Raw genomic sequence first — 26,890 nt, 5'->3', positions numbered from 1 at the left:
CTTTCACAATTAGACGACTTACCTAATAATTAGCGCAACAAAGAAACAGTAAGAATCATTTACCTCTTTTATACCTAAAAAACATAACAAATCCACCTCTAATAACTGCTATCAATAAAAAATTAAATAATTGCCAAATCACAGTACTATCCATAATAAAATGCCTCCTGTTTGGGATTATATATCAGTTACTTGTTCCACTAACCTGCTCCGTTAGTTGAATAAGATATAAGATTTTTCCTAAACTTAGATATCATAAAGTTTATCATATGTTTTAACAATTGGAATTAAATTCCTTGACATATAATAAACTGACTTCGTTCTGTGCCGGATGATTTCAGCACCTGCAACCGCGCAAGGTAATTATCAAGTTTTTGTTTCTTAACAATTAAAAAGGATAGGTTCATTGCAGTGGAAGGCGGGGACTCCTGCGTGATGCAGCGGGAAAGGTGAGACCATGCAGATGCGAAAGCATCAAGGGGGCTCACCTCCCGCCACGCGGAAAGCATCCGCCTGAAACGGAAATGGACCGGTCCCCTATTTTCAACAATTAAGATACCGTTCCAAATAAATAAAAAGTTTTATGAAAAAGCATCTTTATTTCTTAACATTTTAATAAGAATAGGTTCATTGCAGTGGAAGGCGGGGACTCCTGCGTGATGCAGCGGGAAAGGTGAGACCACGCAGATGCGCAGCATCAAGGGGGCTCACCTCCCGCCACGCGGAAAGCATCCGCCTGAAACGGAAATGGACCGGTCCCCTATTTTCAACAATTAAGATACCGTTCCAAATAAATAAAAAGTTTTATGAAAAAGTATCTTTATTTCTTAACATTTTAATAAGGATAGGTTCATTGCAGTGGAAGGCGGTGACTCCTGCGTGATGCAGCGGGAAAGGTGAGACCTCGCAGATGCGGCAGCATCAAGGGGGTTCACCTCCCGCCACGCGGAAAGCATCCGCCCGAAACGGAAATGGACCGGTCTTGTTTTTTTATATTTTTATATTTTTTATAAAAATACTGTTGCATTTATTTTTATACATACTATAATGTGTCTATCTTATTTTTTCGGGGTGATGTTTTGAAGGCAGGAATTATAGGCGCTACTGGTTACGGCGGGCTTGAGCTCATTAGACTTTTACACAGACATAGAGAAGTGGAATCCCTCGACCTGTTTACGTCGTCCGGTGAAGGAAAAATTTTATCTCATAAATATGCACATTTGATGAATATTCATGATACCCCTCTTCATAGAATTGATCTTGACCATTTAGCCTCACTTGATGTCGTCTTTACAAGCACACCAAGCGGAGTATCAAGCAAGCTTCTGCCCTCCCTCATTGGGAAAGGCCCGAGATTAATTGATTTATCTGGAGATTTCAGACTGCCAGAGAAGGAGTATGAGCAGTGGTACAAAAAAGAAGCAGCTCCAGTTGATGCGTTGAATCAGAGTGTATATGGATTAACAGAATGGAATCGGGACCAAATAAAAGATGCTTCCTTAGTGGCAAATCCCGGCTGTTATCCCACCGCCGTTCTGCTTGCTTTACTGCCTGCTGTAAAAAACGGACTGATTGACGCAAGCCATTTAATCATCGATGCAAAAAGCGGAGTATCGGGAGCAGGAAATAAACCATCAGAACTTACACATTTCAGTGAAACAAATGAAAATCTATCAATCTATAAGGTGAATCAGCATCAGCATATACCAGAAATTGAACAGGGGCTTGAATTATTCTCTATCAAACAGCCGCCTATCACATTCAGCACCCATCTGGTTCCAATGACACGCGGGATTTTATCTGCATCTTACGCCCCGCTTGCTGATGGAGCAACTGAAAAACAGCTGATTGAATGTTATAAAGAAACATACCATGAGGAACTTTTTGTACGATTTTCCGAAAATGGCGGCAAGCTTGGCACCAATCAGGTATATGGCTCAAACTACTGCGACATTCAACTGTATACAGATCCCAGAACTAACCGGGTGACGATGGTCTCTGTTATTGACAATCTGGTAAAAGGGGCAGCAGGACAGGCGATTCAAAATATGAACCTTCAATTCCGGTTTCCGGAAGAAACAAGTTTAGATGTAGTGCCATTATTTATTTAGCTTAAGGAGGACTAAGATGACAACTGTTTATCCATCGATCAAGCGCATCTCGGGCAACAATATCGCTTCTCCCCTTGGTTATCGAGCAGCAGGTCTCCATTGCGGCATCAAGCACAAAAAAAATGATCTTGCTCTTTTGGTAAGTGATGTACCGGCAAATGCAGCGGGTGTCTACACGACAAATGCGGTGCAGGCGGCTCCTCTGCTTGTCACCAAAGAAGCCATCGATCAGTCGGGCATGATGCAGGCCATAATCGTCAACTCGGGAAATGCCAATGCCTGCACCGGCAAACAGGGCTTTATGGATGCCAGAACCATGCAGCAGATGACTGCAGAAAAATTAGGAATATCATCACATCTCGTGGGAGTAGCTTCTACTGGAGTAATTGGGGAAAAAATGCCGATGAACTGTATCCATTCGGGAATTCCGCGCTTAGAGCCGGCTCCAGGATTAAAAGGCTCAATCGATTTTTCACAATCCATATTAACGACGGATACCGTTTCTAAAAACACAGCGTACCGGGTTGAAATTGACGGTAAGACCATTACGATTGCAGGAACGGCAAAAGGTTCGGGGATGATTCACCCAAATATGGCGACAATGCTCGGCTTTGTTACCACCGATGCAGCAATTGAATCCAAGCATCTTCACCAGGCGCTTACATCTGTTGTCGACCGCACCTTTAACTCAATAACAGTAGATGGAGACACATCCACAAACGATATGGTCATTGTAATGGCCAACGGACTTGCTCAAAATGATTCACTATCCCCTTCTCATCCTGACTGGGCCGTATTTGTCCAAACTCTTCTTTGTGTTTGTGAGGATCTTGGAAAAATGATTGCAAAGGATGGAGAAGGCGCGACGAAACTAATTGAGGTGGAAGTTAACGGTGCTATATCAGATGCTGAAGCGCGTGCAATCGCCAAAACCGTCGTCGGCTCTCCTTTAGTTAAAACAGCCATTTTCGGCTGTGACGCAAATTGGGGACGGATCCTTGCAGCTGTCGGGTACAGCGGGGCCACGCTAGATCCTAATGCTATTCGCATTCAAATAGGCCCTGCTGCGGTAGTGGAAGACGGAGAGCCTGTTGCTTTTTCGGAGGAAGAGCTGATCGAATACCTAAAACAGCCTGAGATAAAGTTAAAAGTGGATGTCCATCAGGGAGACGGACATGGACTGGCATGGGGGTGTGATTTAACGTATGACTACGTTCAAATCAATGCAAGCTATCGAACTTAAGCCTGTCACAGTCATTAAGCTTGGAGGCAGCCTGCTGGAAAATCTGGCTTCATCATTTTACAGAGAAATTGCACGTAAGACGCAAAGCGGGCAGCACATTGTGATCGTACATGGAGGCGGACCCGCGATTAATAAACAGCTTGAAGGCAGACAACTTCCTTCAGAAACTAAAAATGGTCTGCGCGTCACTTCTCCTGAAGCAATGGAGATCGTTCAGAGCACTCTTATCGGACTGGTAAACCCCTCCCTTGTACACGCATTATCATCTTCCGGAATACAATCGGTCGGTCTTAATGGCTTTGATGATCAAATGCTGACTTGCTCCTACCTGGATCAAGAAGAATATGGCTGCGTTGGAGAGATTCAGACTGTCAAGACAGAGCTGATTCAAACCATGCTTGAGGGCGGCTTTGTTCCTGTCGTGTCTTGCATTGGTAAAACAAAGGACGGGGCGGCATTGAATGTTAATGCAGATACGGTAGCTTCTAAAATAGCTCTAGCCCTGCACGCTGAGTCATTGCTTTTGGTAACAGACACAGACGGCATCAAGCTCAGAGGAAAAACGCAAAATGATCTGACGCCTGAAGCGATTCAAAAAGCAATTTCTTCCGGTGAGATTTATGGTGGAATGATTCCAAAAGTCCAGGCAGCGTTTGATTGTCTTGAAGCTGGAGTTCCTGCTGTACATATTGTCGGCGAATCACTGCAAGGCACACAAATTTCCCAGGAGGTGAAAATCCCATGACTTCCCTATTTAATAATTATGCAAGACGCCCGCTGTCCATTTCAAAAGGACAGGGCACAGTCGTCGAGGACGACGCCGGCAAATCCTATCTTGATTTCACAAGCGGTATTGCGGTAACCAACCTCGGCCATTCTCACCCGGCTATTATTGATGTCCTTCAGCGTCAAAGTGAAAAACTATGGCATATTTCCAATTTATTTGAAAGTCCTGAGCAGGAAAAACTGGCGGCGGCACTCGTATCTGACTCTCCCCTATCGCATGTGTTTTTTTGCAACAGCGGGGCTGAAGCAAATGAAGCTGCGATTAAGCTTGCAAGAAAACATACGGGAAAAAAAACCGTTATCACATGTGAGCAGTCCTTTCACGGACGTACCTTTGGGGCCATGTCTGCCACTGGACAGGAAAAAATAAAGCAAGGGTTCGGCCCTCTTCTTGAATCGTTCCGGCACGTTCCCTTTAATCAATCAGAAGCGCTTGAAGAAGCTGTGGATGAAAACGTGGCTGCGATTATGATTGAGGTCATACAAGGTGAAGGCGGCGTTCATGTTATAGAAAAAGGATTCGCAGAGAAGATTCAATCCATATGCAGCGACACTGACATATTGCTGATCATTGATGAAGTACAAACGGGAATCAGCCGCACCGGCACCCGCTATGCGTTCGAGCAATTTGGACTGCAGCCTGACATTATCACACTTGCAAAAGGGCTTGGCAATGGCTTCCCCATCGGCGCTATGATTGGTTCTGCTCAGCTTTTTGACTCCTTTGGCCCGGGCACCCACGGTACAACATTTGGCGGCAATGCACTTGCTGTCAGTGTAGCGCAAAAAGTGACTGAATTAGCATTTGCCCCTCCCTTTATCCAGGAGGTTATTGAAAAAGGAAGCTACCTGCAGGGTCTGTTGTCTCCTCTTTTAAAGAGCGGCTCTGTAAAGGAAATCAGAGGAAGAGGACTTCTTCTGGGCATCGAAATGGCGGACGAAGCTTCTCCTATTGTTCAGCAGGCCGAGAAAGCAGGATTGCTGCTCGTTCCGGCAGGGTCTCACGTGATCCGGCTGCTTCCTCCCCTGACTGTGTCTAGGGAAGAGCTTGCAGAAGCGGCAGCCATTTTAAACAAACTTATTTTATCAAAGGTTTCAATGGACTCCTGAATAAGGAGTACTTTTTTACTCACAAATGAATATTATTACATCTTAACTTATATTTATACAAAGGGGGCAAAACCTCATGAAGGGTAATTTATCTTTATCAAATGGACAGTCCTTTTCAGGTTCCTGGAAAGGATCACTAAAGGACGTACAAGGAGAAATCGTTTTTTATACAGGAATGACCGGATACGAAGAAGTCCTTACCGACCCTTCCTACCACGGGCAGATTATCGTCTTTTCTTATCCGCTGATGGGGCAGTATGGTATCCAAACAGCACATCTTGAATCTACAAAAATTCAGGTGGCAGGAATTGTCACTGCTGAAGTGTATGACGGAGAGCTTGAAAAAGGGATATCCCTGACTGACTTTGCTTTTTCACAAGGCGTCCCTTTGATGACAGACATGGACACACGCTCACTTATTCAGGTGATCCGTGAAGACGGTACTATGCAAGCTGTCATGAGCCTTGAAGGCAAACCACTTCCGGCATGGGAGCCCATTAAAACGTTTCTCGTGCCCAATGTTACCGCCTCCTCCGTTGAAACAGTTGGAAACGGTTCTCTTCATATTGGACTGATTGACTTTGGCTACAAAAAATCGATCCTGCAGGCACTCCTGGACCGGGGCTGCAAGGTAACGATTTTTCCTTATACAACTTCAACAGCCGACCTTGACTCTTATGGCGTCGACGCTCTTTTATTTTCCAATGGGCCCGGTGACCCCTTTTCTCTTGAAAGCTTTGCTCCTGTATACAAGGAATGGGCTGAGCGCTACCCTTCCCTTGGGATCTGCCTTGGCCATCAGCTTTTAGCCCTCGCCTTTGGAGCAGAAACTACGAAGCTGCCTTTCGGTCATCGCGGTGCAAACCATCCAGTCAGAAATGCAAAGACCGGCAGAGTCAGCATGAGCTCTCAAAACCACAGCTATGTTGTGGAGCTTGCCGATTTGCCCAAAACGCTGGGCATTCTGTATCAAAACGTAAATGATCTAAGCATAGAAGGTCTTTACCATCATCAGCTGCCGATCATGACGGTCCAGTTTCATCCCGAAGCTTCGCCGGGTCCAGCTGAGCATCACGAAGTTTTCGAGACATTTTTCAGCTTGATTCAAACAGAAAAGAAGGTGTCATTAAATGCCTAAGCAAGATTCAATAAAAAAAGTACTCGTAATTGGGTCCGGTGCGATCGTCATCGGGCAGGCAGCTGAATTTGATTATTCAGGCACACAGGCCTGTACAGCGCTGAGGGAGGAAGGCATTCACGTTGTGTTAGTGAATAATAATCCCGCTACGATCATGACAGACAACACTACTGCTGACAAAGTCTATTTTGAACCCCTGACAGCGGACAGTCTTGCTTTCATCATCGAAAAAGAACGTCCTGACGGGCTGCTTGCAACAGTCGGCGGCCAGACGGGACTGAACCTTGCTATGGATTTGACAGACAAAGGCATCCTGTCCAAGTTTAATGTGCGGCTGCTGGGAACCGAAATCGAGTCCATCAAACAAGCGGAAGACCGTGATGCGTTTCGTTCTCTCATGAACAAATTGCAGGAGCCCGTACCTGAAAGTGACATTATATACACCGTTGAACAGGCGCTTCATTTCGCAAGCTCTATCGGCTACCCTGTCATCGTTCGCCCCGCTTATACACTCGGAGGATTTGGCGGCGGCATTGCTGAAACAAAAGAAGCACTTATGGATCTTGTGACGCAGGGGTTAAGCGCCAGTCCGATCAAACAATGTCTTGTTGAAAAAAGCATTGCCGGCTATAAGGAAGTCGAGTACGAAGTCATGCGGGATGCATCCGGCACCTGCATTACCATTTGCAATATGGAGAATCTCGATCCTGTGGGGATTCATACAGGCGACTCGATTGTCGTGGCGCCAAGCCAGACACTGCATGACAAAGAGTATCATATGCTGCGTACGGCATCGATCAAAATCATAGAAGCGCTCGGCATCGTTGGAGGATGCAATATCCAGTTCGCTCTTCATCCAAAAACGTCTGAGTATTTTTTAATTGAGGTCAATCCGCGAGTAAGCCGTTCATCGGCATTAGCTTCAAAGGCAACAGGCTATCCGATTGCGCGTCTTGCAGCGAAACTCGCGATTGGCTATACCCTTTTTGAACTGAAAAATCCGGTTACCGGAACGACCTTTGCCAGCTTTGAACCGGCACTCGACTATGTCACCGTCAAGATTCCGCGCTGGCCTTTTGATCAGTTTCCTCAAGCAAACCGTACGCTTGGCACACAAATGAAAGCGACTGGTGAAGTTATGGCCATTGAACGGAATATGGAGGCTGCGTTTCAAAAAGCCATCCGTTCACTTGATATCAAGCTTGATGGATTTTTAATGCCTTCACTTGCCCTCTCCAGCAACGAAGAGCTGGAGCATTTGCTTGTTGCGGCAGATGATAGACGGTTGTTTGTTTTGTTTGAGCTCTTCTCTCGCGGCGCTTCCTTAAAAGAGCTGCATGTAAAAACAGGTATTACTCCTTATTTTTTATCAGTGCTTAAGAAGCTCGTAATGATTAAACAGGAATTAAAGGAATTCACTTGGACTGAAATAACCAGAGACCGTCTTCAATGGGCAAAAAAACATGGTTTCAGCGATCAGGATCTGTCCGCATTATGGCGTGTTCCCGCTTCCCTCATTCGCAGTCAGCGAAAAAAATGGGGACTCATTCCTTCTTATCGGATGGTAGACACATGTGCCGCTGAATTTGAAGCCAAGACCAATTATTTTTATTCCACCTGGAGCGGCACATCTGATGAACGCAGCAGCAAAGAAAAGAAAGTAGCTGTGATCGGGTCGGGCCCCATCCGAATTGGTCAAGGCATTGAATTTGACTATTGTTGCGTCCACAGTGTTATGGCACTTCAAAAAATGGGCTATGAAGCGGTAATGATTAATAATAACCCTGAAACCGTCAGCACGGATTACGAGGTTGCAGACGCTCTATATTTTGAACCATTGACAACTGAAGATATTCTCAACGTGCTTGACTTTGAAGGCATTGACCAGGTCATTGTTCAGTTCGGCGGTCAGACTTCCATTAACGTAGCAGCCTCACTAGAAGAAGCAGGAATCACGATTCTAGGCTCTAGTTCTGACGTTCTTGATCAAATGGAGGACCGCGATCGTTTTTATTCTTTTCTTGAGTCGATTCAACTGCCTGTTATTCCAGGCTATACGGCCAATCAGCCAGCTGAAATCTGGCAGGCAGTCGCCTCAATCGGCTTCCCGCTTCTGCTCAGACCGTCTTATGTAATTGGAGGAAGCGGCATGATAAAGCTGCATAATGAACAGGAGCTTGACGACTATCTTGCTTCCGCTGTGATTGAGTATCCTGTTTTAGTTGACCGGTTTATTGAGGGAAAAGAAGTGGAAGCAGACATTTTGTCAGATGGCAAAAATGCGTGGATATCAGCAGTATTTGAACATATTGAAGGAACAGGGGTTCATTCTGGGGACAGCATTTCCATCACCCCTCCCCTGAACCTGCCAGCCAAAATGCTTGATCATGTATGCCAGGTTTCCAGGCATATTGCGGGGAAACTCAATTTTAAAGGCCTTTTCAACGTACAATTCGTTTGCCAAAAGGACAGCTTATATGTAATTGAAATTAACCCAAGAGCATCACGGACAGCACCGATCAGCAGCAAGGTAACAGACGTACCGCTTGTTCAGCATGCCACAGCACTTATGCTCGGCAAAACGTTTGATGAGCTGAATATTCTGGCTGGTTTTAACGGACAGCGTACATTCACAGTGAAAGCCCCTGTTTTTTCACATGTGAAGCTGCCAAACCTTTCACCAGCGCTCTCCCCGGTTATGACGTCAACGGGTGAAGTCATTGCTTCTCATTCTGATCCTGCCATTGCTCTTCACCAGGCGCTGGTTGGTGCAAGCCAGCAGCTCGCCGATCTATGGACTAAAGATGGCAGTGTGTTTATCGAAGCTTCCTCCTTGCCGCATATTGATGAAAAAGCATGGGAAGCGCACGGATTTACCGTTTATTCGTCTCACACTCTTCCATTTGATAAATGGATGGAACAAGAGAATAAAAAAGCGTATATCAATCTTTACCCGGATGGAGAAGCTGTTCATGCTAAAAAAGCTGCTATTCACCGCCTGCACGCGTGGACCCGCCTTGAAACCGTTGAAGCGTTTCTCGGAACTCTCGGCCAATCCAGCCCTACTCAGAAAGGAGTGCTGACATGAATTACTCGACCCGCCCAATGATCCCGACGATTGCACAAAAGGACCTGCAATCGTTAAAAGATTATACAGTGAATGAAATACTGGACCTGCTTTACTTAGCCGTCGAATTAAAAAAACCGGAAAATAAATATCTGCCCTTACTGAAAGGAAAGGTGCTGGGAATGATTTTTGAAAAATCATCTACCAGAACCCGCGTGTCATTTGAAGCAGGAATGCTTCAGCTTGGCGGGCATGCCATGTACTTAAGCACACGGGATATTCAGATGGGCAGAGGCGAAACAGTAGCCGATACAGCACGTGTTTTGTCGGGCTATCTGGACGGCATTATGATCCGAACATTTCATCAATCGACGGTAGAGGAACTGGCACATGCAAGTTCGGTGCCAGTGATTAACGGTTTGACAGACGATTATCATCCCTGCCAGATCCTTGCTGACCTGCTGACGATCTATGAGCGCTTCGGAACATTTAAAGGAAAAAAGCTAACGTATATCGGGGATGGCAATAACGTGGCACATTCTTTGATGATTGGTGCAGCAAAAACAGGGATGGACTGCACCATCGCTGCTCCTGCCGATTATTTTCCAAAGCCTGAAATGGTGGAACTTGCTCAATCCTTTGCAGCGGTTAGCGGAGCAAAGATAGAAATTACAGAAAATCCGGCAGAAGCCGTAAAAGGAAGCGATATCCTTTATACCGATGTATGGGCAAGTATGGGACAGGAAAAAGAAGCCTTAGCACGCATGCAGCATTTTGCTCCTTATCAGGTTAATGAAGAACTGGCAGCCTACGCTAATCCGGATTATATTTTTATGCACTGCCTGCCGGCTCACCGTGAAGAAGAAGTCTCAACCTCTATTCTCGAAGGGCCTCATTCAGTTGTTTTTCAACAAGCAGAAAACCGACTCCACGCTCAAAAAGCCCTGCTTGCTGCTTTAATGAAATAATACTTACGAAAAGAGCCTGAGACAAAACTCAGAAGAACTTACAGAATGAAGAAGTATTTATCAATAGTAAGAGGAGAGCGTAGCGGAAGGTGGCGACTCCTGCAGGGTTTGACGGTTGCTTGAGACTATACAGGCCAAGGGCTTGGAGAGGCTCAAGCAACCGTCCCTGCGGAAAGCATCCGCCTGAAGGGCAGTGAACCGGTCAAAGAGCTTGAGACACTTTTGTCCCAAGCTCTTTTTTCTACAGGATACCCTGCACACTTCACGCCACTAGACGCCAAACGTATTGCCGCCATTAACTGAAATCGATTGCCCTGTAATAAATTTCGAGTCAGAGGACGCCAGGAACACAACCGCATTGGCGATATCTTCTCCCTCTCCTGTCTTTCGTAAAGGAACAGATGCAGCGTAGCCGCTTGGATCAATCCCTTCATGTCTTTCCACAGGAATAAACCCTGGATTAAGTAAATTTACTGCAATGCCATGGGGGCCGAGCTCGCTTGCCCAGGACCTGGTCATGCCAAGCTGAGCGGATTTGGCTGTGACATAGCTTGAAAAGTTAGGATTGCCAAGCTGTATCACTTCACTGCCAATTAGGATGATTCGCCCTTCTTTTTTCCTTTTCATTTCAGGAAGTACCGCTTTGGCAAGAAGCAGCGGAGCTTTTACAAAGAAATCAAGCTGATCTAAATAATCCTGCCAGGTGCTTTCTTCGATTGCCAGCTCCGGCTGAGGACCGGTTGCATTATTGACCAGAATGTCGATGCTGCCGCCTGCTATTTTTTCTGCCTCCTGAACCAGGCTGTCTACTGCTTCTTCATTTGTAATATCTCCCTGAAGCACGAACGCAGTTCCCCCTTTTTCCTGAATCTGTTCAGCCGTCTGTTCAGCTGCAGATCGATTATTGGCATAGTTCACAATTACAGCGGCTCCTGCTAAAGCCAGTGCTTCACTTATGTACTTCCCCAGCCCTCTAGATCCACCCGTAACAAGTGCAATTTTTCCATCCAAACGATTTGTCATCTACTCTTTCTCCCCTTTGTTTTCTTTCACTCACTAAAAATCTGAATATAGTCAAACACCCGACTCTTGAGCGGTTTTGCAATTTTCAGTTTTTTACATCGTACCATAAATCCTTCTCAACCATTCAATTTAATGGATGGATTGCTGTTAAGCTCTTAAGATTCATTGCTAAGTTTTGTATACTGGACACAGGATCAAAAACAGGAGGTCAAGTGATGAATACCATGCTTCAATTTTCTTCTCCATCAAATTTCATGCTTACGGGGGTGCCGATCTTTATCGCCATCGTTTTCATTATTGTGTTTGGGATTATTGTTTTCACCGCGTTTAAAGGCATTTCCGTCTGGTCAAGCAACAATCGTGCGCCACGGGAACAAGAAGAAGCCCTTGTTCTTTCAAAAAGAACGGAAAATCGCTCAATCGGGGGCAATCAGCATCCACGTACGACTACCTATTACTACCTCACATTTGAGTTCATAAACGGTACGAGAAAAGAGTTTCAGGTTAAAGGGAATGAATTCGGCCTGCTAGCAGAAGGTGATAAAGGGACTCTCGATTATCAGGGTACGCGTTTTCATGATTTTGTCAGAGAATCATCTTAACAATTGGGGATAACAAGATATGATACAATGGAATGTAGAAAAAATTATTTATCGGAGGCATTATGCTTACATTTGAAGAAAAAATAGCGATATTTGAATCTTATCCTGAACTGACTCGAAACAACGTATCTCTTGGCCGTGTAAATTTTCTTTTTGAGGAAAGCAAAAGAGAAAAATCCATTGTCGGCTATCATCTGCACCCAAATGGGAACGGCTTTATTTTTGGCGGTTTTATTAAGGGATATAAGAAAAACGAAAAAGGCATGATTAATATACGCGAATTTCCTGAAGAAGATATTCGACTGGTGATTGAAAAATCGATTCAGTCTCTTTCTCAGGAACTTCATGAAGAATTGGCTGATTTTGAGCCTGTTGTCGAAGAAAAGTGGATGAACCAAAATCTTCAAACGCTAATGTTAACAAAAGAGGGAGATATGTGGAGTGTGTATGCAAGTGAAAACCTGGATGGCATCTTCCCTTCTTATAATGAAGCGGCCTCTTATTTAGAAGAAGAGGGTTTTACAAAGAAAATGTATTGATCGTTAATCAAAAAAGACCGTCCTCCTGAATGAACTCCAGGAAGACGGTCTTCGTTTTTTGCAGCTGAGATTTTTCTCAGCCTCTTTACTTTTTATAAGCGGTCTTTCCCTCTGAATACACGTTCCTCTTCAAGTAAGCGGCGGTCATCTACTGAATTTTCGCGGCTGCCTTTTGTTAGTAAAGGATCTGATTTATCACGATCATGGTCGCCATTTTTATCTTTCGAGCTGACATCGTGGTTGTGCTGGTTTCGTTCATCCGCTTCAGCATCCTCCACATTCTGTCCGCCCCAAAGGCGATTTTCATCATCTTCATATTTTTCCACATCTCTGTTGTCCACTTCTACATTGCCAACGTTTACTGTTTCTTCACGTTTATTTGAGTGTGTACCGGAAGTTCCTGTTGAGCGGTCTTTCCACTCACCGTTATCAACTGATTCATTTTGAGCAGTACGCCCTTCCTGATCCGGACGGATATCGTTTCTTGGTGTTCCTGCATCGACAGTGTCAGGCGATTTTTCGTTGTACATAGGATTGCTGCCGTTGTCACTGCCGCTTGTTGTACCGCCATATTTTTCTTTATCTCTGCTTGAAGGCTCAAAATTCTTGCCATTGTCGCTGCCGGATTCGGTATGAGTGGATTCATTTGTAAAATTTGTTCCCCTCGTCGTACGATCCTGCTCAAGTCCTGTCGGCGAAGCGATGTTATCATCCACGTAGTTGGATTTATCTGATCCTGTACTTTGGATGCCCTCGCGTTCGTCCGGATCTGCATAAGCTGTTGATGAAGACGATGCTGACGACGAACCATCATAATGCTTGTCCGCATAAAGCAGAATTGAGCCGTTATTCACGTCATCGTAGTAACGCTCAGCATCTTCACGTTCCATTCCCATTCTATTAAATGCTTCTCTTACAGGAGAATCTCCTGTAACAAACGCTTTAAATTTATCCATCCAGTTGCCCTCTGATGATTCAAGATCAACGTCTGTACGGCCTCTTACTAAAGACAATTCATCCTTATGTCTTGCCATTACATACATATCTTCTTCTGAATACCCTTGTACTTTCAGTTCATCAATTTTATCCAATACTTCCTGTTCTGATCTGAATGTTTCAACATAGTTTGCAGACATTTTAAATTCCTCCTAGTCATATTAAAACTTTGTTGCATTTGTTTTCAGCATCTATACGTGGTTGTTATGACATTTGTTGCTTTCGTGCTATAGCATACTTGTGTTTTACCCGTCTATCATTTTTTAAAACAGTTTGGAACATTCGGAAGTATTAAATCCTTCCAATGGACTACTCTCACACTTTTACAAAAAACATCCATACCAAATTATTATAGGTATATAAGAAAATTTGGCAGGATTCTACATTTCATTGCCAGCTCCTTTTGTAAATGGGACTAAAAAAACCCCAATGAGCTGATACTCATCAGGGTTTCATCTATTATTCTTTATCCATGTCATTTGGGTGAGGACCTTTTCGTTCGTTGCGGTCCAGATTATTGATCGACTTCATTTCATCTTCCGTTAATTCAAAGTCAAATACATCGAAGTTTGATTCAATACGCGATGGCGTAACTGACTTAGGAATCACAATCGAGTTGCTTTGAATGTGCCAGCGTATGACTACTTGAGCCGGCTCTTTGCCATATTTTTCAGCAATATTGCGGATTGTATCGTCTTCTAATACAGCTCCACCCTGCATGATCGGGCTCCATGACTCTAAATAGATTTCGTTTTTCGCACAAAACTCTTTCAGTTCATGCTGACCAAGATACGGATGGCATTCCACCTGATTGACTGCAGGCTTAACTGTGCATTCATCAAGAAGGCGCTGAAGATGGTCAATTTCAAAGTTACATACACCAATCGCTTTAACTTTTCCATCCTCATACAGCTTTTCCATCGCCTTGTATGTATCTACATAGCGGTCTTTTCCAGGCATTGGCCAGTGAATCAGATATAAATCAACGTAATCAAGGCCGAGCTTTTCAAGGCTTTCGTCCAATGCTTTAATCGTTGTATCATATCCCTGGTCTGCATTCCACACCTTCGTTGTAACGAAAAGATCTTCACGTGCAACACCAGACGCCTTGATGCCTTCGCCAACTCCAACTTCGTTTTTGTAAATGGCTGCTGTATCAATTGAGCGATACCCTACTTCAATTGCTTTTTGCACAGCATCTGCAGCTTCCTTGCCATCTTCCACCTGCCAAACACCAAGTCCAATCTGAGGCATTTGAACACCGTTATTAAGCGTAATTGTATTCACAGTAAAACTCCTTTCGGTAATCGAAATAATTTCACTTTCAGTATAATAGAGTCTTTAAAGAGAATCCATTATTATGACTTACTCCATTCATCTACCCCTTACTGTGAACAAAAAACCTGGTATCAGAGAACAAATTTCCGAATGGCTTTCGCTACTCCGTCCTGTTCATTGGTCTCTGTGATCCAGTCTGCTGCCTGTTTTACCTTTTGCTGAGCGTTCCCCATTGCAACCCCTACTCCTGCCTCTTTAATCATAGCAAGGTCGTTCAAGCTGTCCCCAACAGTCATAACCTCATCCATTGTAATATCGAGAAGGTCGCATACTTTGCGAATGGCAGCCGCTTTATTAATTCCAGCAGCATTTACTTCAATATTAGTCTCACTCGAATTTGTCACTTCCAGAAATTCATTCATCGCAAGCTCTTCCCGAATGCTTTCCCGAATTGCATCATCCTCTATATCAAAGCCGAATTTCAGCCATTCATGCTCATCCAGCGATTGCGGAAAAGAGGTGGACTTATTCCATACTCCGCCAACGGTCGATGACCAGTAATGCGTCTTGTGCTTTTGGGCTAATTTGTACATTTGATCAATATGCTGCACGTCAATCATAGTCCGCTCGATTAAATTTAAATCTGCATCCCAGATTTCGCTTCCGTTCACTGTAATTAAGTAAGATGCGAGTTCCAGCGACTCTACAATTTCCTGACAATACATTAATGGGCGTCCGGTACTGACCATCACCTTAACTCCCTTTTGCTGTGCCTCTTTGATCGTTTTTCGCGTATAGTCAGAAACAGAATGGTCATTTTTCAGTAAAGTACCATCCATATCCAGTGCAATTAATTTTATAGCAGTTGATTTCATATAGTTGTTCAATCTCCTTCCAGCACTCCGAATCATGATTGTAGTATATCGCGTACAAGCAGTAAAATCGAATCGTCTATACAATAGGAAAAAATAGAGAAATAATATGGATACAAAGAAGGACATTGCGCTCAAGTTGTCAAATACTAGATTGAATATGGAACATTTAAGCTGGAGGAATTAACATGCGGTTAAAGAAAAAAGTAAGATTCGGATTATACGCCTTTATGGCGGGCATCCTGATCCTCTTATTGAATTTGTTTTTTCAGGTCCCGGCTCACCAGGCAGATTCGGTAGAGTCCTATTTAAAAAAGAACGTAGCCTGGAATCATCACGGAGGAGTCATTACAGACGGCTATAAAATATATGGGGGTAATGAAGGCGAACTATATGTATGGTATGCATTTGAAGAATGGAATCGCGAAACACAGCAGGCTGATTCCGGCGCCTCCCTTCCACTGGTGATCTTACTGGACAGCGAAAATCAAGCCGCTGGTCATAAAAAACCGGCTGACGGAGCTTCTTATCATGAAAGCCTCAGGGAGCTTTTCCCTTTCTATGTTCGCGTACGGATGGATCATGATACAGCCCCTCCCTCCCTTCAGCAAATGATTAGAGACCAGCAGAAAAACCTTCCTTCGGAGGATGAGGACGAAGAGTTATCTAAAGAATAAAACTCTATTGAAACGCAGCAAGTAAAGCTTGCTTTAATCTGTAAATTAAAAAGATGAGGCTGGGAAAGAACTCAAAAAAATTTTATAAAATGAGGATATATTTTTTAATAGTAGTAGGTGAGCGGAAGGTGGCAACTTCCTGCAGGACATGACGGCAAGCTGAGACCCCGAAAGGCAAAGCCTGAGGAGTGCTCAAGCAGCCGTCCCTGCGCAAAGCGTCCGCCTGAAGCGCAGCCGAACCGGTCAAAGAGCTTGAGACACTTTTGTCCCAAGCTCTTCTTTTTTTAAATTACCTCAGGTTGAATGAACCAAGTAGCCTCCCCCATTCCCTCCATCACTGCTCTTTAAGTGAAAGTTCATTTCTTAGAGAAATCTACTGATCTATTGAATTATTAGAATTTTTAAATTTCCTATTGATTTTGTCATCTTCCTGTAATATGCTCTTACTATGAAAACGATTTCATATCATTCATTGGGGGTGTTCCTATAGGAGGGTGAGCACGTGTACACGATTAAAGATGTTGCGTCAAAAGCTGGGTTATCACAGGCGACGGTTTCAAGAGTGTTAAATAATCATCCTTATGTCAGTGAAGAAAAAAAGCGGGCAGTTCATAAAGCAATGGATGAACTCGGCTATGTGCCAAATTCTTCAGCACAAAGGCTGAGAAACTTGAAAACAAAGAAAATCGCTGTTCTCGTATCAAGAATTGTAAACCCTTTCTTTAGTCAATTAGTAGACGCAATGGAAAAAAGGGCAGCTGGGGCCGGCTTTCAGGTCATTTTGTGTAATACAAGAATTGATAAGGAAAAAGAACTTGAATACTTTCAGCTTTTAAAATCAAAGCAAGTAGACGGAATCATTATGGCTTCTGTGGAGAATTCCTGGGACGTGATTGAGCCTTATACGAAATACGGGCCAATCATCTACTGCAATGAATACGACCCGGCTGCTCAGGTTATCAGAGTCAGGCTCGATCAAATTGAAGGCGGCTACATCGGTACAAAGCACTTACTCGACAAGGGGCACCGGAAAATAGCGTATTGTCAGGGGAACGACAGCAGCGTTTCCACAAACCGCCGAAAAGGATATTTGAAAGCGGTTACAGAAGCCTCTCTTATTCCTCAGCCTGATTGGATGTTTAAAAACATTTTCACAATAGAAGATGGCAGAGAAATTTTCAGAAAGCTTATGGCGCTGCCTGAAACACCTACTGCCGTTTTTACAGGCAGTGATGAAGTGGCAGCAGGCATTATTAAAGAAGCCCAGCAGCAGGCATGGAGAGTTCCGGAGGATTTAGCGGTTATAGGATTTGACGATCAGCCGATTGCTGAATTGCTGGACCCTCAAATTACCACCATCAACCAGTTCACAACAGATATTGGGGTTACTGCGATGAATATCATGTTGGAAATTATTCACGATCCTGCCGTAAATAAACCGCAGGACATCCTATTGCCTATTCATTTAATCGAGAGACAATCAACTTAAAAATCAAGGGGGCATTTACATGAAACTTTGGAATAAAAAAATTGCAGGGGCAACTGTTCTGACAATGAGTTTACTTTTAGCAGCGTGCAGCGGGGACGACGAGGAAGCAGCAAACGACTCACCAGATAACGGCGGCGACGGTGATGCTGGATCTGATGAGCAGGTTGAAATCACCTACGCATCAGGCGTTGATGTAACCGGAGCTACACAAGCGCTGATTGAAGCATTTGAAGAAGCAAATCCGAATATTACGGTGAATTACCGTGAAATGCCTGCTGACACAGGTGCGTCACACGATACGTATGTTACCTCCTTCAGCTCACAGGAAACAGAAATCGATGTATTTGATGCGGATGTCATCTGGCCGGCAGAATTTGCCCAGGCTCAATACGCTCTTGATCTGGACCGTTTCATTGAAGCAGACGGCATCAATATGGACGACTACTTCCCGGGTACCGTCGCTTCAGGAAGCTTTAACGGACGACAGTATGCGATGCCGAAATTCACGGATGCAGGACTCCTTTACTACCGCACTGACATCGTCGAAACCCCTCCTGAAACATGGGACGAGCTTTTTGATATGGCTGGTGAGCTGAACGGTGAAGGCGGTACAGAATTTGGCTACCTGATGCAGGCGAACCAATATGAAGGCATGATTACAAATGCCATTGAGTTTATCGCTGCTTACGGCGGACAAGTTGTAGATGAGAATAATGAGGTTGTAGTAGACAGCCCTGAAACCATTGCCGGGATTACAAAAATGGTTGAGTTTGTTAACTCTGACTTCGTGCCGAGCAATATCTTAAGCTTCCAGGAAACGGAAACAAACAATGCCTGGGTTGGCGGAGATGCAGTATTTGCCCGCAACTGGCCTTATATGCAGGCAACGTCAAACGATGAAGAAGCATCTGAAGTTGCAGGAAATGTCGGCTTTGCCGTATTGCCTGCCGGTGACGACGGCAATGCAGCAACACTTGGCGGCTGGATGAGCATGATCAACCGCTACAGTGAACACCCTAATGAAGCATGGGAATTTGTAAAATTCATGTCAGGACCTGAAGGACAAAAAATCAGTGCAGTAGAAGGCGGACGTGCTCCAACTTTAGAAGCCCTATACGATGATCCTGAAGTGCAGGACGCAGCTGCCTTATTCTCAAATGATGAATTTGTCACTACTCTTCAAAACGCTGTACCGCGTCCAGTATCACCTATCTACCCGCAGATCACAGACATCATGCAGGTAGAACTATCCAAAGCACTGACACAGGACATCACACCTGAAGAAGCCGCAGCCAACATGCAGGAAAAAATAGAAGCTGCAATGGCAGAATAAAAGCGGAAGCAGGCGTTTAGGGGCGACAAGCATAAGACGACCTGCACAAATAGGCGCCTTTTGCCTATTGGGCAGTGCGGCTTATGACCTCGAGCCCCTGCCTGCTGCAGCTGGATAAGAATAAAAGCGAAAGGCGCTCGTTCAGCTCCGACAAGCATAAGATGGCCTGCACAGATAGGCGCTCTTTGCCTATTGGGCAGGGCAGCTTATGACCTCGAGGAGCTAGCGCCTGGAGCTGGATAAGAATAAAAGCGGAAGGCGCTCGTTCAGCTCCGACAAGCATAAGATGGTCTGCACAGATAGGCGCTCTTTGCCTATTGGGCAGGGCAGCTTATGACCTCGAGGAGCTAGCGCCTGCAGCTGGATAAGAATAAAAGCGGAAGCAGGCGTTAAGCCCCTGCCAGGAACACACGACAACTTAACGAAGGGGAGGTGAAACTTGTTCACCTCCCCTTTCTATTAAACGAAAAAGCGGGTGATAGAATTGAAGTTTCAGTTGAATGAAAAACAGCTTGGATACGCCATGGTTGCACCTGCCCTTATTCTGGTTATTCTTGTTACCTTGTGGCCGGTTGCCCAATCGTTTTACAATAGTTTATTTGATTACCGCCTTACAGACCCCTCCCGTTCAGAACGATTCACTCAGTCAAATATTGACCTTGAACGGTACGCTACTGAGTATTTTTATATCTCTCGTGATTTGGAAGATTTATCAGCCCAGGCACCGGATGATGAAACCGCTCAAACAGTCAATGACATTCAGACAGATATCGAAGCCTTTCACAGCGAACTTCTCGCGATGGATGGTTTAGAGGAGCAATATGGAGAAGTGGATGAAATGATCGCTTCTTTTACAGCGATATCTGACCGGGATTTAAAGTATGCAGAAGTAGATAATGACTGGGCAGAAGGATACAAAGATTTTCTGACCGCTTCAAATGAAGAGCTTATTGCTCTGTCCGAGGGTGCGTCAGAGGAAAACTTTTCCACTACTGCCGGAAACGTCGCAGGAACGCTGGAAACGATCGATAGTTCTGTAATTGAATCTAATTTTATCGGTTTAAGCAATTACAGCCGCTACTTGCAGGACGCCCGTATGTGGCAGTCCCTCTTAAATACCTTTATCTTTACCATTGCTTCTGTTGCAGTAGAACTCGTTTTGGGACTTGCTATCGCGATCCTGATAAACCGGGTCTTTATTGGACGCGGCGTTGTAAGAGCCTCTGTTTTAATACCGTGGGCGATCCCAACGGCTGTTGCAGCGATGATGTGGGGCTTTTTGTATGATGGACAAACAGGGATTGTCGCTCATTATTTTGAACAATTTGGTTTAATTAATGACGCTTCTGTTCTTCTGTCTACAGCAAACGGGGGAATGTTTTCCGTAATCTTTGCAGATGTATGGAAAACGACGCCTTACATGGCACTTCTATTGCTTGCCGGCCTTCAGACGATTCCCGGTTCCTTATATGAAGCAGCCGAAGTTGATGGTGCAGGAAAATGGCAGCAATTCTGGAAAGTCACACTGCCTTTATTAAAATCAGCTATTTTAGTCGCTTTGCTTTTCCGGACACTTGATGCTTTCCGTGTGTTTGACTTAATTTATGTCTTAACTGGCGGCGGACCTGCCAACTCTACTGAATCTATATCCATTTATGCTTATATCACCTTATTTTCTCAGCAGAATTTTGGAGCAGGATCTGTACTTTCCGTCATCGTCTTTCTATGTGTCGCTTTAATTTCAACTCTATTTATTAAATTCATCGGGTCTGATCTATTTGAAGGAAGATCTCGATAAGGAGGAATCAAGATGAACAAACGTGCTGGTATAGGATTTTATATTTTTCTTGTCGTGTTTGTATTTTTTGTGATGTTCCCTTTCATCTGGGTTTTCCTCACATCGATCAAACCGCAGGGTGAAATTTTCAACAATTTTAATTGGTTTACCGCAAATCCAACACTTGATTCATACGTAAATGCAGTCGAAAGACGCCCGTTGGTCCGGTACATGTTAAATAGCTTTATTGTTTCTACTTTAACGACGATTATTGCGATTGGTTTTGCTTCCATTGCAGCTTATGCGCTAACACGCTTGCCAATTAAATTCAAAGGGCTTATCCTCGGTATTATACTCGCAGCTTCCATGTTTCCGCAGATTGCGATTATTTCACCGATCTACAATTTCGTATCGGATATGGGCCTTAGAAACAGCTATATGGGACTTGTCATCCCGTACATTACGATCAGTTTGCCGCTCTCAATCTGGATCCTTGCAACATTCTTTAAAAAGATTCCGTGGGAGCTCGAAGAATCTGCTAAACTGGATGGAGCAACACCTTTTCAGACATTTCGCAAGATTATCTTTCCTCTGGCAGCGCCCGGCGTTTTTACTACTGGAATTCTGGTTTTCATTGCTGCCTGGAACGAGTATTTGTTTGCGCTTACGATCAATACCGCAGACAGCTGGCGGACTGTACCTGTAGGAATTTCTTTCTATCAAAGTCAATTTACAATTCCCTGGGGAGATATTTCAGCTGCCACTGTTATTGTGACCATTCCTATTGTTATACTGGTATTGATTTTCCAAAGAAGAATTGTAGCTGGACTTACCTCCGGCTCAGTCAAAGAATAAAAGGAGTGTAAAAGATGAATGTAACGGTTTGGAACGAGTTTCGCCATGAAAAAAACAATGAAGAAGTAACGAAAATTTACCCTGATGGGATTCACCAGGTACTTGCTTCTGCACTTACTGAGCATGGATACGACGTGAAAACGGCTACACTGGATGAGCCTGAGCATGGTTTAACAGAAGAAGTACTAAACAACACAGATGTTCTGCTTTGGTGGGGGCATGTAGCTCACGATGAAGTAGAGGATGCCATTGTTGAAAAGGTTCAAAAAAGAGTTTGGGAAGGAATGGGACTTGTTGTCCTTCACTCTGCTCATTTCTCGAAAATTTTCAAAACACTTATGGGTACAGGATGCGACCTGAAATGGCGTGAAGCACAGGAAAAAGAGCGCCTTTGGGTTGTGGATCCCAGCCACCCGATTGCAGATGGCATTGGCGAATATATTGAGCTTGAAGAAGAAGAAATGTACGGAGAGCATTTTGATATCCCTGCTCCTGATGAACTGGTATTCTTAAGCTGGTTCCAGGGTGGAGAGGTATTCCGCAGCGGTGCAACATTTAAGCGCGGGAACGGCAAAATCTTTTACTTCCGTCCAGGACATGAAACACACCCTACTTATTACAATAAACAAATTCAAAAAGTAATCGCGAATGGCGTAAAATGGGCTGCCCCAACTACGCGCGAGTATCCTGTATACGGAAATGCAAAGCCAATTGAAAAGCTTGAAGGCTACAAGGAGGACTAAGATGACCAGATTGAAAATTGGAGTTGTCGGTGCCGGAAGTATTGCTCAAAAAAGGCATCTTCTCGAATACGCTGAAAATGATCAGGTAGAAGTTGTCGCGATTTGCGATATTAACGAAAAGCGGGCGCAGGAAGCGGCTGACAAATTCGGTATTGCCAAAGTCTTTACCAATTACCACGAATTGTTAAAAGAAGATCTGGATGCCGTCAGCGTCTGTACACCAAACTATTTACACGCACCTGTTTCAGTCGCTGCTCTGAAAGCTGGGAATCATGTTCTTTGCGAAAAGCCGATGGCGACAAGTCAGGAAGAAGCAGAGCAAATGATTGCTGTTGCGGAAAAAAGCGGAAAAATGCTGATGATCGGCCACAATCAGCGCTTTGTAGAATCCCATCAGCAAGCAAGAAAATGGATCGCTGAAGGAAAGCTTGGAAAAGTATTCAGTTTCAGAACAGCATTTGGCCATCCTGGTCCTGAGGCCTGGAGTGTGGACGGTGCTGCCAGCTGGTTCTTTAAAAGAGAAGAAGCGTTTATTGGCGCTATGGGTGATCTAGGCGTCCACAAGACCGATCTTATCCGCTATATACTGGGAGAAGAAATGACGGAAGTAGCCGCAATGGTGGAAACAAGCTCTAAAAAAGCAGATGTTGATGACAATGCTGTACTTCTGTTAAAAACAGAAAGCGGCATTATCGGTACGCTGGCAGCAAGCTGGTCTTATAAAGGAAAGGAAGACAACTCCACTGTTATTTATGCAGAAAAAGGAGTGCTCCGCCTCGAAGACGACGAGACGTATTCTGTGGTTTTTCATAAAAACGATGGCACGAAAGAACAGCTCAGTCTCGGCCAAATCCAGTCTAATGAAGAAGGCGGACAAGTATCCACCGGTGTGATCAACCATTTTGTTGAATCCATTCTGACTGGCAATGAGCCATTAGTGACAGGGTATGAAGGCATGAAGTCTCTTCAGGTGATTTTAGCTGCTCTTCAATCCAATGAAACAAAACAAATCGTAAAACTATAGGTGATAGGATGGAAAAATTACGAATGGGCTTTATTGGGGCTGGAGGAATTGCCGTTTCCAGGCACCTTCCCGCCTTTCAATTATTAAGCGATCATGTTGAAATTACAGCTGTATGTGACGTAAATGAAGAAAGAGCGCAAACGGTTGCCGCAGATCATTCCATATCTTTTTACACGACGAAATATGAAGAAGTATTTGAGCATGTGGATGCAGTAACGATTTGCACACCAAACAAATTTCATGCTGAAATTTCCATTGCAGCCCTGAACGCAGGGGTTCATGTCCTATGTGAAAAACCAATGGCCCTCTCTGCTAAAGAATGCGAGGAAATGATTGAAGCGTCTAAAAAGGCAAATAAGATCCTGATGATCGCTTACCACTACCGTTACTCAAAGGAAGCACGTGCAGCGAAGCGTTTTATTGATGAAGGTGAAATCGGACGCCCTCTCGTTTCCCGGGCTCAAGCCATTCGCCGCCGTAAAGTTCCTGGCTGGGGCGTCTTTACAAATAAGGAGCTGCAAGGCGGAGGAAGCCTGATTGACTTTGGCTGTCATTTCCTTGACTTAGCCCTGCACTTAATGGAGTTTCCGGAAATTGCAGAAGTATCAGGGGCTACATATAACGAGCTTAGCCGGCAGGCAGACATCGTTAACCAATGGGGCACCTTTGATCCCTCCACCTTTGAAGTGGACGATCATGCAACAGCTTTTATTAAATTTAAAGATGGTGCCACCCTTCTATTTGAAACATCCTGGGCAGCCAACCTGGCAGATGACCAGGAAACGGTCAGCGTATCCGGTACAAACGGCGGGCTTGATGTTTACCCCTTGAAGCTTTACCAATCAAAATACGGAATGCTTCTTGACCAAAGTGCGTATTGGATTTCCGATGACGAAAATCCGGGCATCCCGCAAGCAGCCAACTTTGTTGAAAGCTGCCGTGGACGCCAGACCCCTCTTGTAAAGCCTGAAGAAGCGTTAATGGTATCAAAAATTATAGAAGCCATTTATGAAAGCAGCGACACAGGCAAAGCCATTACGTTTAATTAAAGATTAAGGAGGAATGAGAAATGAAGTTAGGTGTTTTTACCGTTCTTTTTGCTCAAAAATCATTTGAAGATATGCTCGATTATGTGAAGGATTCCGGGCTGGATGCAGTTGAAATTGGCACCGGCGGCTACCCTGGCACGAATCACTGCCCGATTGACGAACTGCTGGAAGACGAAGGCAAACGCAATCAGTATTTAGACGCTGTTATTTCCCGCGGACTAACAATTAGTGCATTCAGCTGCCACGGAAACCCAGTAAGCCCTGATCCTGCTTTTGCGAAAGAAAGCGATGAAGCACTTCGAAAAAGCATTAAACTTGCTCAGCTGATGGGCGTACCTGTCGTCAATACTTTCTCAGGAACACCAGGAGCTGACGAACAGGCACGTCACCCTAACTGGCCGGTGGCTCCATGGCCAAATGAGTACGGCGACATTTTAGAATGGCAATGGGAGCATAAGCTGATTCCGTACTGGAGAGAAATTGGTGAAATCGCCAAGGAAGCAGATGTTAAAATCGGACTTGAACTTCATGGCGGTTTCTCTGTTCACACTCCGCACACGATGCTAAAGCTTCGTGAAGCGACCAATGAGTACATCGGTGCAAACCTTGACCCAAGTCACTTGTGGTGGCAGGGAATTGACCCGGTTGGCGCGATCAAAATACTTGGCAGGGAAAACGCAATCCACCATTTCCATGCTAAAGATACCTATATTGATCAGGACAACGTAAACATGTACGGCTTAACGGATATGCAGCCTTACAGCAACATCCAGACCCGCGCATGGAACTTCCGCTCAGTCGGAATGGGGCACTCTGCAGAAATCTGGGGCAACATCATCAGCGCCCTTCGCACATATGGCTATGACCATGTTGTCAGCATCGAGCACGAAGACCCAATCATGAGCATCGAAGAAGGATTCCAACGCGCCGTCACCACCCTAAAATCAGTCAACATCAAAGAACAACCAGCAGAAATGTGGTGGCTATAACTAAAAGCGGAAGGCGCTCGTTCAGCTCCGACAAGCATAAGATGACCTGCACTAATAGGCGCTTTTTGCCTATTGGGCAGGGCAGCTTATGACTCAAGGAGCTAGCGCCTGGAGCTGGATGTCGTAGTAATAGCGGAAACGGGCGTTAAGCTCTGACAGACGTAAGACGATCTGCCAAGCAGGCGCTTTTTGCCTGCATGGCGGAGTGGCTTACGATCCGAGGAGCTGCCCGTTGGAGCTGGATATCATAGTAAAAGCGGAAGGCGCTCGTTCAGCTCCGACAAGCATAAGATGACCTGCACTAATAGGCGCTTTTTGCCTATTGGGCAGGGCAGCTTATGACTCGAGGAGCTAGCGCCTGCAGCTGGATATAATAAAAGCGGAAGCAGGCGTTTAGGGGCGACAAGCATAAGACGACCTGCACATATTTACGCCTCTTTGGCGTGACAGCTTAAAAGGGTAAAGACACCATAGAGAAAAGCATCGGCATCACTCTGCCTGTGCTTTTTTTAATGATTTATTCTTTATACCATCTCCCGGAGCCCCGATAGACCTCTTTCACTCTCTCTTTTTAATCCCCATAAATCGAAACCGAGTCGCCGCCTTCAGCTCCTTTCACCTCATACTATTTAGACAAACCTCCAGAAAATTGCACATTCCCTCGTCTTCTTCAATCTGTTTTCATCATGGCAATCCGCCTTCTTGGGGAATGAATTCCCTGATCGTCGGATTGAATAAAGTTGGGACAGCTAGGCAGACAAAAACCCCAGCACATGGAACTTGTTATAATTCATTTCCGTCTAAACGCTCTACAACGGCAAGTCTGATTTCCTCCGTCCTGGTCACCATTCCACCACCAAACGTTTACGTGTATCTTTGCTGAAAGTCTTATTGGAGTTCATGATCGTGTTCGAATCAAACGTTTGTTTAACTGCTTTCATGATTTCAATCCTGTTGAACCAACCTTCTATTTCAAATAAGGAGTCTTCATCTTGCCTCCTCCATTATCCCCGGTACTGTTTCTCCAAGTCACACTGCTTTTTTCAAGAATCGCTTTAAATGCAAGCTTAAGCTTAACCTGCTCCGTTTCTTTCATGTCTCCTGCATTTTTTAAGCAGGTCAGATGGTGCTTGCCGTCACTAGCGCGGCTGAATGTACAAATTTTTATTTAATATTTAGGGTTGTCTCATTGGTATGGACCATAAAACAGAAATGAGGAAT

The 26,890-nt window shown here is 44.7% G+C and carries 23 protein-coding genes; 18 read left to right on the top strand and 5 right to left on the bottom strand.

The window, feature by feature from the left end; genetic code table 11:
* Positions 1 to 1,079: 1,079 nt before the first annotated feature.
* The 7 genes from argC to argF all read left to right on the top strand — a co-directional run bounded on the left by argC (position 1,080) and on the right by argF (position 10,423).
* Positions 1,080 to 2,111 (top strand): N-acetyl-gamma-glutamyl-phosphate reductase, encoded by a 1,032-nt coding sequence (gene argC, locus ACQCT8_RS08660; protein ID WP_426870161.1) that lies wholly within the window; start codon positions 1,080 to 1,082, stop codon positions 2,109 to 2,111.
* A gap of 16 nt (positions 2,112 to 2,127) precedes the next feature.
* Complete coding sequence (argJ, locus tag ACQCT8_RS08655) at positions 2,128 to 3,354, top strand: bifunctional ornithine acetyltransferase/N-acetylglutamate synthase (protein ID WP_426870160.1); 1,227 nt, start codon at positions 2,128 to 2,130, stop codon at positions 3,352 to 3,354.
* Positions 3,317 to 4,099 (top strand): acetylglutamate kinase, encoded by a 783-nt coding sequence (gene argB / locus ACQCT8_RS08650; protein ID WP_426870159.1) that lies wholly within the window; start codon positions 3,317 to 3,319, stop codon positions 4,097 to 4,099. Before argJ ends, argB begins: the two co-directional genes overlap by 38 nt.
* Positions 4,096 to 5,250, top strand: coding sequence for an acetylornithine transaminase (locus ACQCT8_RS08645; protein WP_426870158.1), 1,155 nt, complete (start codon positions 4,096 to 4,098; stop codon positions 5,248 to 5,250). Before argB ends, ACQCT8_RS08645 begins: the two co-directional genes overlap by 4 nt.
* A gap of 76 nt (positions 5,251 to 5,326) precedes the next feature.
* Complete coding sequence (locus ACQCT8_RS08640; RefSeq protein WP_426870157.1) at positions 5,327 to 6,388, top strand: carbamoyl phosphate synthase small subunit; 1,062 nt, start codon at positions 5,327 to 5,329, stop codon at positions 6,386 to 6,388.
* Positions 6,381 to 9,476, top strand: coding sequence for a carbamoyl-phosphate synthase (glutamine-hydrolyzing) large subunit (gene carB / locus ACQCT8_RS08635; protein WP_426870156.1), 3,096 nt, complete (start codon positions 6,381 to 6,383; stop codon positions 9,474 to 9,476). The genes ACQCT8_RS08640 and carB overlap by 8 nt, the downstream gene beginning before the upstream one ends.
* On the top strand, positions 9,473 to 10,423 hold the full coding sequence (gene argF, locus ACQCT8_RS08630) for an ornithine carbamoyltransferase (RefSeq protein ID WP_426870155.1): 951 nt from the start codon (positions 9,473 to 9,475) through the stop codon (positions 10,421 to 10,423). The genes carB and argF overlap by 4 nt, the downstream gene beginning before the upstream one ends.
* A gap of 270 nt (positions 10,424 to 10,693) precedes the next feature.
* On the opposite strand, the gene ACQCT8_RS08625 is transcribed toward argF, so the two are convergent.
* Complete coding sequence (locus ACQCT8_RS08625) at positions 10,694 to 11,446, bottom strand: SDR family NAD(P)-dependent oxidoreductase (RefSeq protein ID WP_426870154.1); 753 nt, start codon at positions 11,444 to 11,446, stop codon at positions 10,694 to 10,696.
* Positions 11,447 to 11,661: 215 nt separating this feature from the next.
* Between ACQCT8_RS08625 and ACQCT8_RS08620 the strand changes: the two genes are divergently transcribed.
* Together ACQCT8_RS08620 and ACQCT8_RS08615 are read left to right on the top strand one after the other, a co-directional pair.
* Positions 11,662 to 12,048, top strand: coding sequence for a DUF2500 domain-containing protein (locus ACQCT8_RS08620; RefSeq protein WP_426870153.1), 387 nt, complete (start codon positions 11,662 to 11,664; stop codon positions 12,046 to 12,048).
* A 62-nt stretch (positions 12,049 to 12,110) separates the two neighbouring features.
* Complete coding sequence (locus ACQCT8_RS08615; protein WP_426870152.1) at positions 12,111 to 12,587, top strand: hypothetical protein; 477 nt, start codon at positions 12,111 to 12,113, stop codon at positions 12,585 to 12,587.
* Positions 12,588 to 12,679: 92 nt separating this feature from the next.
* On the opposite strand, the gene ACQCT8_RS08610 is transcribed toward ACQCT8_RS08615, so the two are convergent.
* The 3 genes from ACQCT8_RS08610 to ACQCT8_RS08600 all read right to left on the bottom strand — a co-directional run bounded on the left by ACQCT8_RS08610 (position 12,680) and on the right by ACQCT8_RS08600 (position 15,736).
* Entirely contained in the window at positions 12,680 to 13,723 is a 1,044-nt protein-coding gene (locus ACQCT8_RS08610) for a general stress protein (RefSeq protein ID WP_426870151.1), read from the bottom strand.
* Positions 13,724 to 14,042: 319 nt separating this feature from the next.
* Complete coding sequence (locus ACQCT8_RS08605; RefSeq protein ID WP_426870150.1) at positions 14,043 to 14,870, bottom strand: aldo/keto reductase; 828 nt, start codon at positions 14,868 to 14,870, stop codon at positions 14,043 to 14,045.
* Between the two features lie 122 nt (positions 14,871 to 14,992).
* Positions 14,993 to 15,736: a Cof-type HAD-IIB family hydrolase gene (locus ACQCT8_RS08600; RefSeq protein ID WP_426870149.1), complete on the bottom strand. Its 744-nt coding sequence runs from the start codon at positions 15,734 to 15,736 to the stop codon at positions 14,993 to 14,995.
* A gap of 185 nt (positions 15,737 to 15,921) precedes the next feature.
* Here ACQCT8_RS08600 and ACQCT8_RS08595 point away from each other — a divergent pair, with 185 nt between their 5' ends.
* From ACQCT8_RS08595 to ACQCT8_RS08555, 9 genes are all read left to right on the top strand, one after another.
* On the top strand, positions 15,922 to 16,410 hold the full coding sequence (locus tag ACQCT8_RS08595; protein ID WP_426870148.1) for a hypothetical protein: 489 nt from the start codon (positions 15,922 to 15,924) through the stop codon (positions 16,408 to 16,410).
* A 502-nt stretch (positions 16,411 to 16,912) separates the two neighbouring features.
* Complete coding sequence (locus ACQCT8_RS08590) at positions 16,913 to 17,899, top strand: LacI family DNA-binding transcriptional regulator (RefSeq protein WP_426870147.1); 987 nt, start codon at positions 16,913 to 16,915, stop codon at positions 17,897 to 17,899.
* A gap of 19 nt (positions 17,900 to 17,918) precedes the next feature.
* The gene (locus ACQCT8_RS08585; protein WP_426870146.1) at positions 17,919 to 19,232 is read left to right on the top strand and encodes an ABC transporter substrate-binding protein; all 1,314 of its coding nucleotides are present in this window, start codon (positions 17,919 to 17,921) and stop codon (positions 19,230 to 19,232) included.
* Between the two features lie 523 nt (positions 19,233 to 19,755).
* Positions 19,756 to 21,030: a carbohydrate ABC transporter permease gene (locus tag ACQCT8_RS08580; RefSeq protein WP_426870319.1), complete on the top strand. Its 1,275-nt coding sequence runs from the start codon at positions 19,756 to 19,758 to the stop codon at positions 21,028 to 21,030.
* Positions 21,031 to 21,042: 12 nt separating this feature from the next.
* A complete protein-coding gene (locus ACQCT8_RS08575) occupies positions 21,043 to 21,864 on the top strand; it encodes a carbohydrate ABC transporter permease (RefSeq protein WP_426870145.1) in 822 nt (273 codons plus the stop codon).
* Positions 21,865 to 21,878: 14 nt separating this feature from the next.
* Positions 21,879 to 22,607 carry a ThuA domain-containing protein gene (locus tag ACQCT8_RS08570; RefSeq protein WP_426870144.1) on the top strand — a complete coding sequence of 243 codons (729 nt, stop codon included), beginning with the start codon at positions 21,879 to 21,881 and terminating at the stop codon, positions 22,605 to 22,607.
* Between the two features lies 1 nt (position 22,608).
* Complete coding sequence (locus ACQCT8_RS08565) at positions 22,609 to 23,631, top strand: Gfo/Idh/MocA family protein (RefSeq protein WP_426870143.1); 1,023 nt, start codon at positions 22,609 to 22,611, stop codon at positions 23,629 to 23,631.
* An 8-nt stretch (positions 23,632 to 23,639) separates the two neighbouring features.
* A complete protein-coding gene (locus ACQCT8_RS08560; RefSeq protein WP_426870142.1) occupies positions 23,640 to 24,680 on the top strand; it encodes a Gfo/Idh/MocA family protein in 1,041 nt (346 codons plus the stop codon).
* A 20-nt stretch (positions 24,681 to 24,700) separates the two neighbouring features.
* Entirely contained in the window at positions 24,701 to 25,669 is a 969-nt protein-coding gene (locus ACQCT8_RS08555; protein WP_426870141.1) for a sugar phosphate isomerase/epimerase family protein, read from the top strand.
* A 967-nt stretch (positions 25,670 to 26,636) separates the two neighbouring features.
* On the opposite strand, the gene ACQCT8_RS08550 is transcribed toward ACQCT8_RS08555, so the two are convergent.
* Complete coding sequence (locus tag ACQCT8_RS08550) at positions 26,637 to 26,765, bottom strand: hypothetical protein (protein ID WP_426870140.1); 129 nt, start codon at positions 26,763 to 26,765, stop codon at positions 26,637 to 26,639.
* Positions 26,766 to 26,890 lie beyond the last annotated feature (125 nt).

It is taken from the genome of Jeotgalibacillus proteolyticus (genome assembly GCF_050107735.1).
In the GTDB taxonomy this organism is placed as follows: domain Bacteria; phylum Bacillota; class Bacilli; order Bacillales; family Jeotgalibacillaceae; genus Jeotgalibacillus; species Jeotgalibacillus proteolyticus_A.
This window is presented reverse-complemented; position numbering and strand designations above follow the sequence as displayed.